Source organism: Sphingopyxis fribergensis (assembly GCF_000803645.1).
GTDB lineage: Bacteria > Pseudomonadota > Alphaproteobacteria > Sphingomonadales > Sphingomonadaceae > Sphingopyxis > Sphingopyxis fribergensis.
In genome coordinates, this window is sequence record NZ_CP009123.1 from 104,017 (window position 1) to 121,687 (window position 17,671).

A 17,671-nucleotide genomic window follows, 5' to 3' on the forward strand; every position below is an offset into this window, starting at 1 on the left:
TGGTCCTTTCAGCTAAGGATCCCGACGCTATATGACCGATGAGATCGTCCCGATTTGCATCACGATAGAAGACAGGAAACCCGCCATCTGGCGCAGTGTCGAAATTCCCGTCGGCAACAGCCTCAAGTGACCACGGCCTTCCGGAGCTCGTGGAGCGCTTCATTCACGGACAATGCTGCTGAAGCCGATACAGCATGCTTGGCTTCTTCCAGCACTGCTACAACACGCGGCCAACCTGTAGCCGTACTGGTGACTGCGCGTTGGATTGCGGGAACCGTCAAGCGCGGTGTCACAAGCTGGGCCGGGCTGTCGCAGCGGTCCAGCCATGCCTCGGTTACAAGGGACGAAAAGGGCTGCGCGCAGAACTCTCCAAGCTTCGCCTGACTGAGATATCGCGCTGCGACGGCATGACAGACCAACTGCTGCTCCGGGCTGATCGGGCGTTGGACAGGTGCCATCAAGGCTGCCAGCAGATGGCCATTCCAATTGATGTTGCCGCCCATAATGCGGCGTGATGCATCCTCAGATCCGTCGATCATCCGTCCAAGATCGTCCACCATTGCAAGGACGTCGCTCAGCTGCTCCTTTTCGGCGGCCGCTCGCCAGATATCGATCGGGATGGCGTTCGCCCGTCCCGCCGCGATCATCGCAACGATGCGGGCGAGGAGCCGGTACTTGACGAGCTCCTGCCACCGCGGCTCGACTACGATTGAAGCCGACGAGAATCTCTGACCCGCCGTGTCACGGCCTGCATCCCTCTCAGCAACCGCAAAACCCAGAGCGCGAACTTCGCGGATCGCATCATCAGCCCCGCTAGTGACATCGAGTGTGCGGACGGCGAGCTTCGTCAAAAGATCACCCTGTGTGCTCTGGGCAAGGAGATCAGGCGATTCACGAAGCCTTCGCGCCAGCCTCTCGGCGATTTGCGGATATTCGGGAAGCTGGACGTCAAGATCGGCCATGACCAGGGCCACCACGTCAAGCGGCGCCGGCTGCTGATCTCCCCAAAGCAGCTCTTCAAGGCTGCTCGTCGAACCGAAAAGCCTCTCGAGCGGCATCTGCGGATCCCCGACCAGCCCCTTCAACCCGAGCGAGAAACCGATGGATTTAATCGCCTGGGAGCCGACCTGCCGGACGGAGAGCAGCGGCTCCGGCGGTGTCTCCTGACCATCGTCGACAAGCAGGTCGATCGCCTCGCCCAGTCGGTTGACGGCCTCTCTCGTTCTGGACGAGAGATGCAATGCGATCGCCAGATCGAACCGAAATCCGACGTGCCGTACGAGTGGTTCGTCTTCGGAGAGGCTTGCGACGGCTTCGGTGAGACGGCGAGCGGCGAGCGGCCAGTCCTTCACCTTGCTGGCGGCCATTGCGGCTTCGCGCAGTGCGTCGGTCTTCCAGGATAGGCCCAGCGGGAAGGTCGGAAGCGCTTCCTCATAGAGTGGCAGAGCCTGGGCGGCTTCCCCCCTTCGCCACAAGACCTTCGCCTTGGCTGTCAGCACCCGTGCGGGTCGAGCGACATCGGTGATCATAGCATCGGCAAGCGCCAGAGCCGCCTCGGGCTGCTTGAGGTTTTCGTCGATCACGCGGATCAGGAGCGGTGCGGCTGCCGCACCGAGCTGCGTGATCGACAGCTCATCGGCGAGGGCTATCGCGCGCTTGAGTTCGCGTTCGAGTTCCGGCCAGCGAGGATCGGGACGCGACGCTTCGCCGAGCCATATCCGATCGAGGGCAAGAGCGGCGGCCTCACTATCGGCGGCGTAGCCACCGAGCGCGGTGACACGGTCGGCCTCGTCCAGCCTTTCCATCAAATCCAGCAGCTTGGCGAAGTCTTCGACATCGGAGATCGCAGGAGCGAGCGTCATGGGCACGAAGGCCGAGAGATCGGGGAAATGCAGGTCGTCGGCATCCAGGTCGGCTGGCGGCACCGCCTTGCGGAGAACCTCCGTCGTCCGTGCACCGGCCTTCACAAGCCTGAGCGAGAGACGAAGGAGCTCCTCGAGCGAAGCATTTCCCGGCCGCTGCAGGACCTGCCAAAGGAATACGACCTCGAACAGCCCCGGCCCCGGGACGGCGGACTTGTCCGCAGCGTCAAATTCTTCGAGAGCCTGCGCCACGATGTCAGATGCGCGGGCGTGATCGCCCATCTCGATTGCAATCCGAACCTGCAGGATGCGGAACGCAGCTGTGTCTACCGGGTCGGAAAAAGGCAGCGTGGCACCATCAAGACCCATGTAGATCAGCATCGAGGCAGTCTGAGCGACCTGCTCCCATACTTCGGGCGATGCCTGAAGGAGGCCGGGCAAGATCGAGATAAGGGCGGCGGCACTGCCGCCCAGCATCGCATGGGTCGCGATCTCGAAAATGTCAGTGGCGAGCAACGTGCCGCCCCCCAGAAAGGAGTTTGCAATTTCCCGGTGCATGCCGGTGGCCCACTCCTGTCCGCGCGTGTCGACGCCCAGATTGCGGAGCAAGGGTGACGCCCGGAGATTGTCACTCTCCAGGCGCTCGAGCCAAGGCCCGGTGAGCCGGTCGATAACATCTCCAGGTTCAAGGATGGATGGCCGTATCTGCGCGATCGTCATCAGCCTCTCCCGCGACGCCCTTCCGAGAAGAAGGCTAGTCCGGGCCAGGAGTTCGCGGTCGTCTGCCGGCCGCGCGGCGACCAGCCGACGTGCTTCGGATCGGACATCGAGTACACCCTCCGACACAACCAGCAGTTCAGATATGTCAGGCTTGGGAAACCCGTCGTCGGTGAGGGCCGAGACGCGGGCGTCCACAAGCTGAGGATGTCCGCTCGTGGAGGCGTGGATAAGCTTCGCCCATGTCTCGACGTGAGCGGTCGGACAGCCGCAGGCGGCCAGATAGCCGACTATATCCTCGATCTCGAACGCGGGAGCCGCGAAAACATGATCTGGTCCAAGGGTGAGCTGAGTTGCTAGTCGGGTTGGCAGGCGGTCAGAGAATGTCACCAGCAGCTTGCCAGCGAGACGGTCCTGAACAGCACGCAGCCGGCCGAGTGCGCCTTCAAGCGAGCGGGCGTCGCCGTCGGCGGGCAGGTCGTCCAAGACGACGTCATATGCGCGGCCTGTCTCGGCAAGCCGGGCGGCGAGAGCATCGATACGCGAGGTTGCGGCGGGTGTCGGTGTGTCGCGCAGGTCCAGCCATGCGCACTGGTCAGGGTTCCCGATTACCGCGAGCGCGAGGGCGGTCTTGCCCATGCCGGTACCGCCATGAATGAGGACGGTTCCTGTATCGAGCGCTTCACGAATGGAAGCCTCGAACTCGGGACGTGCGTGCCGTCCGGCTATTGCTCTTGGGGGCGGCGAGAAGGCCTCGGGGGCCACCGCCACGGCAGTGGTGCCGGCATGAGCGCCAGTGACAACCCCGAGAAGCGCTAGCAGCTGACTGTTCGGAACAGCAGTCGTGCCCGCCTGGTCGAATATCCTGAGAAGATCGCCGCGCCTGAGCATGCGGCCGCCCTTGGTCGTTGCAACGCGCCACGCCTCGGTGTGCAGCGCGTCGAGCGCCTTGACCGCATCGGCGGAACCGACGCCGCGCGTCTCGCCCAACTCGACGAGCTTGGCGGTGATACTATCATAGAGGTCGGTCGATGTGGGCCAGCCGGCGACCCACTGCATCGGCAGGACGATGCGAGTGATGAATTCTTCCGTCGACGCGTTGGTGAGCCACAGCCTGAAGGGTTCGCTGAGCGTTTCATTGCTCATCAGAAAGGCTTTTATTCCCGCCGCCATTTCGAGCGATTTGGGGTCGGTTGGAGCCAACTGGATACGTTGCCACGCTTCGAGCCCGGGAGTATCGAACCCGAATGGCTGGTTCTTCTCGCGTCCTATTCCGGACGTCGTGAGGAACCTGAACTGGATCGCAACGCCGTGGTTTCGTCCGAGATGGTCCCAGAAATTTCCGATGGCTTCGAGGACGCTTCCCGACCGCAACGTGACGTTACCGGAACCCGAGGTATCCTTGATTTGCTCAACTGTGGCGGCACCAGTCTCCTCAATGACATCAAGATCTTCGGCGCCTTCCAGAACAAGGACCGCTCCCTCCTGGAGATCAATCCACGCCTCGATGCTGCGCAGTATTTGGTACGAATAGCCACGTAATGAATCGACGGCCTCACGCGCGGCGGAACTTTTGAGGGGGGCAGGAACAGATGCGGTCATCGAAAGCAACTCGGGTGGGATTGTCGACCAGCGGAGTCGTTTGATCGGGCGCCAGTGTCAACCATCGTCTGCGCTATTTCAGCACTACTGAAAATCCAAGATTGCCCCAATTCTGGTCTGAATTTATGCTGGCACGATGAACCCCGAACACCATCTTGGGCCCGACGACCCCTGTGGATGCGGCAACGGCAGACGATATCGCGATTGTCACCAACGCATCGTCGATGCGCCCGAGGGGGAAATGCTCGCAATCGCCCGAACTGTCTACGCCGAGGAATGGGCCGGCAATGCATCTGCCTACCAGGAGCAGGGGCTCTACGGCATGCTCGCCGAGCATTTAGCCCAGGCGGGCGATGTGCGAGCATTGCTCGATGTCGGCTGTGGCCGCGGGCATGGCCTCGCAGCCCTGCGCAGCGCCTTCCCTGCGGCGGCCCATCTGATTGGGGTTGACGAGAATCCCGAGTGTCTGGAGGCAGCCGCAAGCTTGCTCGCGATTAAGGCGCCGCGTTCGAACATCCGGCGGGGGCGCGACGAGATTGTGACAGGCGGTCGATACGTATCGACCTATCGTGGTACCGTGCAAATCGGATCGAACGGCATCACGCTGATTCAATCGGATGTCGTCGTTCAAGACCCAGAGGTTGAGCGAGTTCTCGACACGTTGGGACCGTTGGATGCGCTGACCCTATGGTTCAGCGGCGTGCACAAGGCACGGAGCGCGACAGAGATCGTGCGACACTTCAAGATCAAGAGTGACGCTGAGCACCGTACCTTGATTGAGAACAGAGCGCTCGCCATCGCAGGCGAACGATTGCGGCCCGGTGGCGCCCTTCATCTCGTGGTTCGGGCTTGTGCGATCGACATCGATCAGGTCGCTCATGCCATGCGCCTCGACTATTCCGACTGGCTGGAAGACAAGCCGTTCCGTGTCGAATCGATCGGATCAATCCCATATGAGGAGCCCGCTGATGGTATTGTTGTTCGTTCCACGGACAGCGGGGTGAGCGCGATGCCGAACTACGCCATTTCGATTTTGATCAGGCGGGAAGGCTAAGGACCATCCGACATTTGGATCGCCGATATCATCGGGGCTTCCGCCATGTCATCCGCGGTGACAAACTCAGCTTCGATGACAGAAACTGCCGTATCTCGTGCACTCCGGGCAGCTCAGTTAGGCCCGATCTCCCTGGCGGGACGGCAATGACGAAAAGCGTTATGATGCAAGACTATACTGCGTATCCGGCAGAATGGTTGCGCCCAAGTCGATCAACTGGAGGCGTGCACTCTCAGATAGATCGCCAACCGACAGGACGCGTCGCGCTGTTAGCGCCACAAAGACCTGCGTATCGGCACGGGCGATTTTCTCAGCCTTGCGAAAGCTGACCAATGAAGGCGCTTTGATCTTATAACGCATGACAGTCTCCGCCCACCATCGTAGCGGCGAATTTTGAGCGTAAGGTTAACGCATCCATTGGGGCCTTATATCCGATTGACCGCCGCCTCGCAATCAAGACGTCCGGCGCCTTGAGAATGACCGTGATGGCCCAAACTCACAGACGATTTGCGAATGACATCAAACAGTTGGTCTCGGCTGAGCGGCGGCTCATCCTCCGCGTGGCGCTTCGACTGCAGCAAAGCGATCAAACCTGCGGCTTGGGGACAACAACCACTGGTACCCCATCCGTCCTTCAACACGGAAACATTGCTGCCATAGACAACGCGCCCGAAGGGGGGCGTGATCCCAACAAGATCGGGTTTGGGTGACGTAAGGGGCTGTCCCGGAAACTGGCCAGGCCCGCGGCTCGAATAATACCACATAGATCCGTCTGGCTTGGCCGCACCCACCGTCAATAGATCCGAACGGCCCTTGTGGAGCCAGATCGAGTTCGGCTCGTGGCCATCCGGAGTTCCTCCTGCCAAATGGTGATAATTGCCTGCGCTGAAGCAGACGATAACACCTGCGGCGATCGCATCATCGAGCGCCGGGATGAAGTCGCTGTCGGCGGGGACGGGTGGCGGGCTCCCGCTCTGAACACCAAAGCTGTTGCTCGCGATGACAGTGGCACCTTCACGAGCGAGCGAAGTCAGCTCATCATAAATGGCCGCGAGTTCGGTATCGTAGAAGTGCGTGCGACACGACATAATCATCGCATCGGGCGCGACCCCGTCGAACTCACCGCCCTGACTGCGGGTACCGGCCGCGATAGCCGCGCACATGCTTCCATGCCCTTGCCAGTCGGTCCAGGGGTCTTCACCATTGGCTGCCCAAGAGCGCGGATGCCGCTTGTAATGAGGAAATTCGGGACGCAGACCATCGATACCGGTGTCGACGATCGCTATGACCACACCCTCTCCACGAGAGTGGCTCCACGCTTGCGGGGCCCCAATCGCTTCGATGACGTCATCGAGCGATTGCTGCGCTTCGCCTTCGGGAGCGAAGGCCAACGGATTATAGAAATCCAGTTGTTCGAGCGAGTAACGATAGTCTTCGACAATCTCGGCACCATAGTGCTGACGAGCGGCCTCAAAGCTCTCCGCCATAAATGAGACTTGCGCGGCAGGCACATCAAGACTGATAACGCGGCGCTCGGGCAGGGCGACGGCAACGGCGCCCCCAACCGCCTCGATCGCAAGCGATGCCTCAAGCGCTTCGCGCGTGGGGAAGCGCAATTTGTACCGACGGGTTTCCGTGCGACGCTCATCGAGCAACTCTTGCCCTAGCACTGCTTCACTCGGCAACTTGTCCTCCCTTCGGTTCGGCGGGATCAGTGGGCTCTGTGGGCTCGCAGAATGCCTCCAGACCTTTGAGTTTCTGGACTTTCCGGAAATCGGTAAGCGTAGTACCGCAAATATATACGCCGCTCTTTTCGATTGCTCCGGTTGCCGGGTCGTCCAGGGTGAAGCTGGCAACCACACCTCCCGAGACAGCGATCGCCTTTGCCCCCAGAGCCGTCCAGAGGTTTCTGCGCGTGAGCAAGCTCCCGCCTTGGCTGTCGAGATGGACGCGCAAGACGCGAGTGTCTGCGCCGAGAAATTCTGCTTGAGCAATAGCGGCGGCAAGACGAACCGTTCCACCCTCCCCGGGCTTCGTCCAGCTCTGATAAAAGTCGTCGAACCGCTTGATGGCGCCTTCCAGGCGTGCCTTACTGTCGGCCGAGGGAGGAGGCGCCGCCGTGAGCTTCGCCTGCGCTGTGCCACGTGCCAGGTCGAGGCGATTTAATTGGCACAGGACGCTGTTATTCTTGCTGACGGCAGGGTTAATCCGATACTTTGGTATTACCAATCCAGGCTCGATGGCGGCAATGGCCCGCGCGAGAAGTTGAGCATCGAGCTCGGTCTTTATGCCCCGTAGTTCGGTGTCGGTTCGCAGCATACCGGCGACGCCTGTTATGAGCGTACTAACGCCCGCACCGACAATTTCGACTCCGATGGTTCCGTCTGTGCATGACGCAAGATCGCCGACGGCTAAGGCGCTTTTCAATTGCGCTTCCACGCCCATTGCTTCGGCCCGGAAGGTCAGCAACGCGGATAGGTCGAACTGGTCGCTGCCAGCGATGAGGATTGTTTTCGCAGGCGGCTTCGCCTTCTTTACGATTTCTTCTGCGGCTTTGCGGATAGCGCTTGTCGTCAGCATCGCGGCTTCCGCTTTGCCTGCCCCATCTCCGAGGGTCACTTTTCCTTCTGCTGGCGACTGCGGCAAAAACGAAAAGCGAGCCTTCTCGAGGGCAATCTCGGCCTCGATTTCAGCCTTTCGTGCGTCGGCTGCCGCTTTGCGAGCCTCTGATCGCGCCTTTTCCGTTTCGGCGACCTCCTGCGCGCTATTTTCATTGGCCGATTGAGCACTGCTCTGGCTCGGACAAGAGGCGGCAGCGATCAGGAGTGATGAAATCACAAGGTGTCTTCTCATGCCCGTTCCCCCTCAGGCCTTCAGAATCGGTAACAGGCTGCAGTAAACTCCCTTAAACCTCAAGTCTGCGGGACATAAATATTATCCCCACATTGACATGTATCATCTCATTACGAGATAATTGAACTTATTATCAGGTTCATAAGGCGAGCGTATTCCGTTTGCATCTGCGTATCTTTTTGAATGCGACTCGGGGTCGCGGCATTATCCTTTGCTCAGAATCCACATGTCGGCAGTGCTGGTCGCAATCAACCAAGGCCTTGAAGCATCACGCCGATCTATTATGATTATGGCTGTGGGGTGGACAGAGCCGGCAATCGCTCCATAGGATTATCCTGCCGGGTATCACTACGCTCGTTGTTCGCGTCGAGCGGTCGCGGTCGAAATCATCGAGGCGACGCACCTTGCATCAGTTTGGCACCGGCTATCCCGGGCGCCCGACATCTGTCGGCCCGAGAGGCCAAGTGCATTCATGCCACCGAACCGCGATTTCCGCAGCCCGACGGGCGGGCTGAATGCAGAAGACTCGTCCATCGCCGAAGGCAAATCCGCGATCGAGGAAGACATTGAGTCCCTGTTCCGGAAGGAAGCCCCGCGCCTCACCCGGTATTTCCGCGCGCGGCTTCGCGATGGCGACGACCCAGGCGATTTCGTCCAGGAGTCCTTCGTTCGTCTTGTGGGCTCGTTGGCGCAGCGGGCGATGCCGACACCCGGTGCCTACCTGCAACGCATCGCCCGCAATTTGCTTTACGACCGCGGCAAGCGCGCGGAGGTGCGACTGGCATCGTTTCATGTGCCGATCGGCGAAGGATGCGAGCCGGCTGTCTCGCCCGATCAGCATCACGGTATCGAAGCTGAGGACGTGATGCGCGCTTATCGCCGCGCCTTGGCCGAGCTGCCCGATCGCACGCGAGAAGTATTTCTGCTTCACCGTGTTGAAGAGCTTGCCTACAGAGAGATTGGGGAAAAGCTCGGGATTTCGATTCCCACGGTGCAATATCATGTCGCACGCGCTCTCGCCCACATTGACGCGGCCCTGGAGCGGGAATGAACGAAGATAATGATACGCCAAAGCGGCCCGGTAATCTGAGGGACGAGGCCGCTGAATGGTTTGCGATCATGCGCGGCCCGGATGCCGATGCGCGCCGCGAAGAGTTCGAAGCATGGCTCGCACGAGGTGCCCTGCATCGAACAGCCTATAACAAGATCGCGGAGACGTTCAGTATCGGGAAGGGGCTGAAGGAGGATGCGCCGGACGACGCTGACTCTGCCGCGCCGAGTCCTACCAGTCAGAAGCCCGGAAAACTGAAAATGGCCGGGCTTGCACTGGGCCTCGTCGGCGCGGCGGCGGCGCTCTATCTCGGCGTGGTTTCGCCCGGCAAGCTCAAGAAGGACGGTCCCGAGATCGCCAATAGCAGTACCACCGGTGGGACCTCGAGCCAGCTGCAGAGCAAGCTCGGTGAGATCCGGGAAGTGCAGTTGCCGGACGGATCGCACGTGACGCTCGATACCGATAGCCTTGTGCTGACCAAATTTGACCGGGACCTGCGTGATGTTCGGTTGGTACGCGGTCGTGCCCGGTTCAATGTAGAGAAGGACAATCGGCCGTTCGTCGTGGCAGCGGGAAATGGGACCATAACCGCGCTGGGAACAAGCTTCGACGTTGGCCTGGCTCGCGACGAGCGGGTCACGGTCCAACTCTTCGAAGGCTCGGTCGACGTCCGAGTTCGAAGAGATCTGTCTGCGGCCGAAACGCCAGTCCGGCTTGCCCCTGGTCAGCAGCTGATTTTCCGGGCCGAGAAAGCGGCGGCCCCGATTCAGGTGACCAATGCGCCCGTTACCGATCGGCGTTGGCCCGAAGGGGTCAGGGAGTATGACGGCGTGCGGCTCGGCGATGTCCTCGGGGAAGCGAACCGCTACGCGACCGGGCCTATTTTGGTGGCGGCCGCAGACGTCAGCGACAGAAAAGTTTCAGGCACGTACCGCATTCGAGATGTCGAGCGGCTAGCCGAGAATCTCGCCGATATGCTTCGCTTGGCTCTCATTCGCGGAAACAATCAGCTGCTTCTCGTCAAGACGTGCCCATCACCGCGGAAGGAAAACTGCACGCCGCCCTCATAATTCGAGAGACCGACTCGTCGCTTCCCCAACACCGGCGCGCTCGCCGGGGACAGGGAGGCGAAATTCATGTCAGTAAGGGGCCAAATCTTTACGTCCGCGATTGCGATCAGTGCGGCGCTGGTTTGCACACCCGCGGCCGCGCAGTCTGAGCAGCGCCGCGGTTATCAACTCGAAGCCCAGGATTTGGGTTCTGCATTGCGCGCGGTCGGGCGAACGTCGAACAGCGAGATATTCTTCGAGACGGAGATCGTAGACGGAAAGCGAGCGCCAGCCCTGAAAGGGCAATACACGCCCCGCGAGGCCGTAGAAGCTCTGATCCAAGGGACGAACCTCGTCATCCTCGAACGGCGAGGGGCGATCATTATCCGTGAGCGATTTCCCGCGTCGCAAGCGGCAGTGAACGATAGCAGCGGTCAAAGCGAGATTATCGTTACCGGATCGCGCATTCGCGGGGGCCCTGCGACGTCCCCCATCACGAGCATCTCTCGACGAGATGCGGAGCGGGCGGGTCAAACCGACCTCGGTCAAGTGATCCGCGATCTCCCGCAGAACTTCTCGGGCGGTCAGAATCCCACGATCGCGCCGACGGGCCAAGGCAGTTTTTCGAACGTCTCCGGTTCTTCGACTCTCAATCTGCGAGGTCTGGGCCCAGATGCGTCGCTGACGCTTTTGAACGGTCATCGCGTCGCATTCGATGCCATCAGTCAAGGCATCGATATCTCGGCAATACCGCTGGCGGCGATTGAGCGCGTTGATGTGATAACCGACGGCGCATCGGCACTCTATGGCTCGGACGCGGTAGCCGGCGTCGCCAATATTATTCTCAGGCGCAGCTTTGACCGGTTGTTCACTTCCGCGCGGATCGGCGCCGCGACAGAGGGTGGAGCCTTTGCGCAGCAATATAGCGCTGTAGGAGGTCCTTCGTGGAACGGTGGTAGCGTTATGCTCGCCGGCGACTTCTCCCGAACTGGCGAAATCAAAGGACGACAGCGATCCTATACCAGCAACCTTCTTCCCGACTCCACTGTCTTGCCCGGTCAAAAGCAATTGAGCATCGTCCTCGCAGGCAGGCAGGAAATCTCCGATAGAAGTGTCTTCGAGATTGACGGCCACTTTACGCATCGCACGACGGCGCGCTGTATTTCGCCGACCAGTGCCGCCGTTTCGATAAGCTGCTACCGGCAAGGGAGTGTTGTCGCCTCGGGCGTCGACAGTTGGTCTGTGTCCCCGGCATTCCGCTTTTCACTGCCCTCGGGTTGGAATCTGAATATCCTAGGAACTTACAGCCAGAGCAACAACACGATCTCGAATCTCACATATGCCGGCGGCCTCGAGACAATGCGCGTTTTGCCCAATTATGATAATAGCTTGAGGTCGGGCGAAGCTGGCGCAGAGGGGCCAATTTTTGGTTTGCCCGGCGGCGACGCAAGATTGGCCATCGGGGCGGGTTATCGCTCCAATCGTCTTCGCGTCGATTCTCGCCGAATTGTTGGTGGCGTTGAGGCGCCGATCGATGTTTTTCGTGAATCGCGCGAAGTCTTGTTCGGCTACGGCGAAGTGTCGTTGCCGCTGATTTCAGAGACAAATGCGGTCGCCTTCGCAAGCAAACTGCAGGTGAATGGCGCAATCCGCATCGAGGATCATAGGGGAATCGACCGTGTTACGACGCCGAAGCTGGGGCTGATTTACGCGCCCATCAACGGGTTAGAACTCAAAGCAAATTGGGGCAGATCGTTCAAGGTTCCGACGCTCTTCCAGACGGGCCAAACGACGAATGCACAGTTGGTGCCGGGGTTCATTTTCAACCCCGCGCCCGCAAACGCCAATCCCGTGCTCTTGGTATTTGGCGGCAATGGGAACCTTCAGCCGGAACGTGCGACCACATTAAGTCTGTCATCGTCGATCGAGCCCGCGGGCCTCCCCGGGCTGAGGATCGACTTGGGATACTTCAGAATTCGATATAAAAATCGCGTCGCGGAGCCGATTTCTCCGGTGACAAGTGCATTGCTCCAGGTGTTTGGCGACTTTGTAGCGCTCAATCCATCGGCGACAGACGTGCTCTCGAGCGTCGACGGCCTTACCGGCACATTCGCAAATTTTACAGGCGCCCCCTTCGATCCCGGCGCGGTCGCAGCGATCGTCAACGATCAGCTCCAGAATATATCTCTGCAATCGGCCGAAGGTTTCGACGGATCAGTGAGTTTTCTCCATGATCTTGGAGACGACAGGACGTTGTCATTCAAGGGCGCGCTGAGCTACCTCGATAGCTCTCGGCGGATAACGACCGCTCTTCCGTCCATGCCGCAAGCGGGCTTGATATTTCAGCCGCCACACTGGCGCGGAAGAATGAGTGCGAGCTGGGAGGAAGCCAATTTCGTTCTGAGTGCGTCCGGATCATTTGTTGGCGGCACCAAAGACAATCGATTCCAGCCGAGTGCGAGAGTGCAATCCTTTGTGACTTTCGACACTGTCGCGACGTTCCGAAGCGCGAGGGCGAGCGGCCCACTGTCGGGCACGAATTTGACCATCGCTATTCAAAATTTGTTCAATGAGAAGCCCAGCCTCATTCGAACGGTCGATCCGGCGGCATTCCGATATGACTCGATCAATCATTCGCCATTTGGGAGGGTAATAAGCCTGACGTTGTCGAAGGCTTGGTGACGTGTCGTTCCCAAAGCGCTTCGCCGCGACATTGATGGCCGGGGCAGCGGGCGTCCTCCCACATTCCGCGCTCGCCGCCGATGTCTGCGCGAGATTGGCGCCACCAGCACAGAAGGAGATTCGTAGCGGTCTCGTCACGCCCGAGCTGCTTGCGCAGCTACGTGATATTGGGCCGGCGACGTTGCCAGACCGCCGCCGAAAGCTGTTCACCATATCGCCTGACGGAAAATGGGTGGCGTTTTTCCTCCATCGAGGATTTCCAAACGAAAATGTGTACTGTGCCGGACTGGCTATTCTTTCGCTCGAGAGGCCGGCAAATGTTCGGATCCTCGATTTTAGCCGCGAACTCATCCGTGACGAACCGCCCAGATATGGTTGGGCGACGTTTCCGATTGGAACTGCCGCGCCAGTTACGCCCCGTTGGGAACCGGCGGGGCGCTGGATCGCATATCTGAAACGCGAGCATGGTTTGACTCAGGTGTGGCGTGTCGATGTCGGCACGGGGGCTGCCAGTCAGGTCACGAATTCTCTCGTGAATGTCGATGACTTCCGGATTACTGAGGACGGACGAACGGTTGTTTATTCGTCCCGCCCAAAATTGCCCGAAAAATCAGCTGAGATTGATCGGGAAGGATTGAGGGGCTGGCGGTTCGATGCGCGGGCGTTTCCGGTGCGTGGTGCGAGGCCTCAGACGCCCGACGCGGATCGCTTCTTGACGAGTGTAGATCTTGAAGAGGGGCGGGAACGAGAGGCGCGTGCCGATGAGGCCAATCTGTTTGACATAGCTCGAGGTCTTCCGGGAAACACCACGGCGTATTCGAGAGCTGCTGGCGGCTCGGAAGCATGGGCGGAAACCATCGACACTCCACTCTTCCCTCCCCTCTATCGCTTGACGGCCAAACGTAACGAAAAGTCAGAACAGTGCCATTTCAGGGCCTGCGAATTCGATTGGTCCACTTCAGTCTGGTGGAATGACGATGGAACCAGGATTAGATTCACCCGCCGCGAAGGTTGGGCCAACAGCCTCACCGCCATTTACGAATGGATTCCGGGTCGAGGTGAACCAAAACGCGTTCTCCTCACCAGCAACGCGTTGATCGAATGTCAGCCGATCGCAGATGACCTGCTCTGCCTGCAGGAGCGGTCGCAACGACCGCGCCATTTCGTGAGACTTCAGCTCGCTGCCGGCCAAATCAAAGAGATATTTGATCCGAACCCGGAGTTTTCGAACCTTTCGCTCGGGCGCGTAGAGCGCTTGAATTGGCTCAACGCTAAGAATGTGCCCTTTTATGGGGATCTTGTTTATCCCGTCGGGTACGAGCCTGGCCGCCGCTACCCGATGGTGATCGTTCAATATCGGACCAAGGGATTTCTTCGCGGGGGTATCGGGGACGAGGTGCCGATCCAAACGCTTGCCGGAAGAGGCTACTTCATTCTCAGCGTCGACAATCTGACATATGAAGATATCGTCGGGAGAAAACAATCAATCGAGCAACTCGTAGCAGCCTTCAACGACGATTTCAGAGGTAGACGGAGTATTTTATCGGCGATCGAAATCGCCACCCGGCGACTGATCGACAAGGGTCTCGTCGATCCGCAGCGTATCGGAATCTCCGGACTGAGCGATGGATGCACCACAGTTCAGTTTGCCGCGGTAAATAGCCAGCTTTTTTCAGCTGGGTCAGTCTCAGGCTGTGGATGGGAGCCCTTCCAAGACGCGATCTTGGGGCCAATGATCGCGCAGAACTATCACGAAAGCGGGTGGCCTCGCCTCGCGGACGCGAACCCCGGGTTCTGGTCGAAGATCTCAATCACCCTTGATCCCCGACGCGTGAGATTTCCGTTCCTTTTTCAGGCTTCGGACAATGAATATCTAGCGATGGTCGGTAGCCACACGGCGTTAGTTCAAGCAGGGATCCCCAGCGATCTCTATATTTTTCCGGACGAAGATCACATCAAATGGCAACCCGCGCACCGGTTGGCAGTCTATAGGCGCAATCTCGATTGGTTTGATTTCTGGCTAAAGGGCTTGGTGCCGAGCGATCCAGCACGGAAAGCAGAAGCCGAGCGGTGGTCGGAAATGAAGGCATCGTGGAAGAGACCGATTCCAAAGTAGATTACGATTATGCACGCGACCAATGTGCGGACCAGGCCTCTGCATCCAGAAGGGCCATGATCCGCGGGCAGTCATTCAGCCCATTCCCGCCGCTCGATCGACGAAGCGGCTCGATTGCGGAGCGATCGATTATCCCGTGCCCTGCCAGGCGCCCATCGCATAGTCGATCGATTATTTGCGATCGATGCCGATCGATGAACTGTGCAATGAAGCCGTCGGGGCTTCCCTTGCCCGCCCTTTCGACTACCTCGCGCGGCAGCACGGATGCAAAAGCACGACGGGCGACCGAACGATCGACGCCGCCCTCACAGGATTCCCACGACGGAATGCTTAGGCACAGTTCAACGACCGGCTGAGACAGGAGAGGCGAGATCATTGGCATCGCGAGCTGTTTATCTCGATGCTCGACGTGGTTCATCGCCTGAAGAATCATCGCAACGTGACCGAGCTTTCCGAGCGGGGCGTCCCGTGGTGGACTTAGCCAGGGGTGCTCGACCGCTCGGCCTCGCTCGCTTGCGACAACATCCGGGTGCAAATAGTCAGATACGGCGCTCCAGCGCATTTTCTTGGAACGCGAAAACAAAAGCCGGACGGTCTCGATCAATGCCTCACCGACGCCGGCTCCCGTGATCTGGCATATATCGCGCAGCGTGTTCATAACGCCGGGCGAAAACCCTTCTTTACGGAATCGGTCCGCTAAGGGTCGCGCGGAATGCGTAAGGTAGAACACATTGTCCCCGCCGGCTCCAACAAAGAAGGCGTCGGCATTTTGTGTAGATGCGGCCTCACGGATTGCATGATTGTAGGCTTGTTCATGTGATTTGCCGCACGGGAATGGGATCCCTTCGGCAACAGACCTGTCCAGGTCGATGAGCCGGTCAATATAGGGCATCTCAATGAGCTCAGCCCCAAGGGCAGCACTAACCGCACGAGCATACTCCGTCTCGTTTCCGGTCGTGTCAGCGGTCGTCAAGGTCGTGCAAACAAAATCGGAGCCCGCGCCCGCGAGACAGGCAGCGACTATTGACGAGTCCAATCCACCTGACAGCCCCACCAACGGCCGATTAAAGGATGACCGCCAAGCGGAAAACGTCGATCCGAGCACGCCGAAAAGGCAATCGGAACTTGGTCCGGATGCGCCGATCGGCTCTATATGGTTCCAAGGATTCCACAGCGGCGTTGCCACCACTCTTGACCCGACGATCGAGAGTGCGTTTCCTGGGAGCAGCTGCATTATTCCTTCAACCGCTGTATGCTCTGAAGGAAGCTGGTGATGATAGAGGAAACGACTGACAGACTTCCAGTTGACCGAGCGGCCAACGACGCCCCAATCAACTAGAATTTCCGCGTCGGACGAAAATGCAATGACGCAGTCAGTCTGACTCCAGTAGCAAGGGAGGCCCCCAGAGGGTTCGCGCACAACGTTGATGGCATTCTGGTTGATGGCGATGGCGACGAAGTTGCCCCAAAACTCGTCGACGAGGCGGCGTCCGCCGCTCTCCATCACCGCCAATTCATCGTCATAGGACAAGGCTTTCAGTTGTTGTCCCGGCCCGCGATCGCAAAACAGCTTGCCGATGACAAATCCACGGCCGTTTGCGACGGTGATGATGTCGTCAGGATCGTTCGTGAAAAGAAAGACGTTCCCTTCCTGGTGTCTCAGTGAAAGATCGGAACGCGAGCAAAATTCGTTGACGTCGTGATCGGACGGATGATTTCCGACGCATACAAGAAGGAGGTAAGAAAGGCGCATTATGCCACCAGAATGGGCATAAACATCCGGACCCTATCAGGCTTTTCGTTGAGGACTGTGGCCCCGCGCTGCACCCAGCAATGCGCTGCAAACGGATCGGTCTGCACGCCCACGACGATCTCGGCCTGTAGTCCACGATTGCGACATGTGGCGACGAGCGCCAAGGAACGCTCCAGACATCGATCATGGCTTCCTACCAGTAGATCAGTAAATTCGAACGCCCGCAGGATGGTCGCGAGCGACGCTTCGGTGCGTGGTTGCTCAGTCTCAATCACGTTCTTCTTGAGCCTTGCGACGATGCGTTGAAGAGGCCAACGCCTTAGTCGCCTCTTCCAGAGAAGCCGCGCCACCAATGCTCGGATGGTTTCGATAGGCGATAAGGTGGCGCCACCGTCGTGCGTCGACGTCGGCAATATTGTCGCTACCGGTTTTGGTATGACCGCGTTTTCGACGACCGCGAGAATCCCGCGCTGCGCCAATTTCGTCAGCTGATGGCTGTCGGCCTCCGACGGATTCTGCTCGGTGATCCAGCGATGAAATGCGTCGTGATTGCAGTCGGCAAGCGCAATGTAGCGCCCCGAGTGCAGATCGAGAATGATTGTACGGCTTTCTGCAGAACAGAAGCTGAGCCCATCGCGAAGTGCGTAATTCATAAGTCAGAGTGGCCTGTAGGCGCGCGAACCTGAGTAAGATTCACGCGCCCAACGGCTCAATCGTCCGAAAGACCGGCGCGGGGAAGCTGTCCGCCGACGCCGTCGGTCAGAATCTCGCCGACACCTTTGGTTTCCTCGGTGACGGCGCCGAGATCGATGAGATCGTCATTCTGTTCGTGGTTCATGAGATTCTCTCCATTCGCTTTCGATCGCTGCGGAACGCAGCATTGCGAATGTTAGTGAGGCTCTCCCTGATCAGCGACGCGATAAGGCCCCGGA

General features: G+C 59.2%; 13 protein-coding genes. 6 read left to right on the top strand and 7 right to left on the bottom strand.

Going from position 1 to position 17,671, the window contains the following annotated elements; genetic code table 11:
- Nucleotides 1-31 precede the first annotated feature (31 nt).
- On the top strand, nt 32-130 hold the full coding sequence (locus SKP52_RS27170; protein WP_148309299.1) for a plasmid pRiA4b ORF-3 family protein: 99 nt from the start codon (nt 32-34) through the stop codon (nt 128-130).
- Here SKP52_RS27170 and SKP52_RS23910 read toward each other — a convergent pair.
- The gene (locus SKP52_RS23910; RefSeq protein WP_037555877.1) at nt 123-4,181 is read right to left on the bottom strand and encodes a hypothetical protein; all 4,059 of its coding nucleotides are present in this window, start codon (nt 4,179-4,181) and stop codon (nt 123-125) included. The genes SKP52_RS27170 and SKP52_RS23910 overlap by 8 nt on opposite strands.
- A 136-nt stretch (nt 4,182-4,317) precedes the next feature.
- On the opposite strand from SKP52_RS23910, the gene SKP52_RS23915 reads away from it, so the two are divergent.
- Nucleotides 4,318-5,235, top strand: coding sequence for a class I SAM-dependent methyltransferase (locus SKP52_RS23915; RefSeq protein ID WP_040110193.1), 918 nt, complete (start codon nt 4,318-4,320; stop codon nt 5,233-5,235).
- 159 nt (nt 5,236-5,394) lie between these two features.
- Here the strand turns inward: SKP52_RS23915 and SKP52_RS23920 are convergent, their stop codons facing one another.
- From SKP52_RS23920 to SKP52_RS23930, 3 genes are all read right to left on the bottom strand, one after another.
- On the bottom strand, nt 5,395-5,595 hold the full coding sequence (locus tag SKP52_RS23920) for a hypothetical protein (protein ID WP_037514248.1): 201 nt from the start codon (nt 5,593-5,595) through the stop codon (nt 5,395-5,397).
- 65 nt (nt 5,596-5,660) lie between these two features.
- On the bottom strand, nt 5,661-6,920 hold the full coding sequence (locus SKP52_RS23925; RefSeq protein WP_148309300.1) for a S8 family peptidase: 1,260 nt from the start codon (nt 6,918-6,920) through the stop codon (nt 5,661-5,663).
- A complete protein-coding gene (locus SKP52_RS23930) occupies nt 6,910-8,073 on the bottom strand; it encodes a hypothetical protein (protein WP_228383943.1) in 1,164 nt (387 codons plus the stop codon). The genes SKP52_RS23925 and SKP52_RS23930 overlap by 11 nt, the downstream gene beginning before the upstream one ends.
- A gap of 487 nt (nt 8,074-8,560) precedes the next feature.
- Here SKP52_RS23930 and SKP52_RS23935 point away from each other — a divergent pair, with 487 nt between their 5' ends.
- The 4 genes from SKP52_RS23935 to SKP52_RS23950 all read left to right on the top strand — a co-directional run bounded on the left by SKP52_RS23935 (nt 8,561) and on the right by SKP52_RS23950 (nt 14,986).
- Complete coding sequence (locus SKP52_RS23935) at nt 8,561-9,139, top strand: RNA polymerase sigma factor (protein WP_081933105.1); 579 nt, start codon at nt 8,561-8,563, stop codon at nt 9,137-9,139.
- Complete coding sequence (locus tag SKP52_RS23940; protein WP_037555873.1) at nt 9,136-10,209, top strand: FecR family protein; 1,074 nt, start codon at nt 9,136-9,138, stop codon at nt 10,207-10,209. The genes SKP52_RS23935 and SKP52_RS23940 overlap by 4 nt, the downstream gene beginning before the upstream one ends.
- A gap of 66 nt (nt 10,210-10,275) precedes the next feature.
- Nucleotides 10,276-12,870, top strand: a complete 2,595-nt coding sequence (locus SKP52_RS23945) for a TonB-dependent receptor (RefSeq protein ID WP_037555872.1) — start codon at nt 10,276-10,278, stop codon at nt 12,868-12,870.
- A gap of 34 nt (nt 12,871-12,904) precedes the next feature.
- A complete protein-coding gene (locus SKP52_RS23950; protein ID WP_081933104.1) occupies nt 12,905-14,986 on the top strand; it encodes an Atxe2 family lasso peptide isopeptidase in 2,082 nt (693 codons plus the stop codon).
- Nucleotides 14,987-14,993: 7 nt separating this feature from the next.
- Here the strand turns inward: SKP52_RS23950 and SKP52_RS23955 are convergent, their stop codons facing one another.
- Genes SKP52_RS23955 through SKP52_RS26360 form a run of 3 tightly spaced genes read right to left on the bottom strand, consistent with a single transcriptional unit; the run spans nt 14,994 to nt 17,577 of the window.
- Nucleotides 14,994-16,739 carry an asparagine synthase-related protein gene (locus SKP52_RS23955; RefSeq protein ID WP_037555871.1) on the bottom strand — a complete coding sequence of 582 codons (1,746 nt, stop codon included), beginning with the start codon at nt 16,737-16,739 and terminating at the stop codon, nt 14,994-14,996.
- Nucleotides 16,739-17,392, bottom strand: coding sequence for a lasso peptide biosynthesis B2 protein (locus SKP52_RS23960; protein WP_037555870.1), 654 nt, complete (start codon nt 17,390-17,392; stop codon nt 16,739-16,741). The genes SKP52_RS23955 and SKP52_RS23960 overlap by 1 nt, the downstream gene beginning before the upstream one ends.
- A gap of 56 nt (nt 17,393-17,448) precedes the next feature.
- Nucleotides 17,449-17,577, bottom strand: coding sequence for a benenodin family lasso peptide (locus tag SKP52_RS26360; RefSeq protein ID WP_148309302.1), 129 nt, complete (start codon nt 17,575-17,577; stop codon nt 17,449-17,451).
- Between the last annotated feature and the right edge of the window lie 94 nt (nt 17,578-17,671).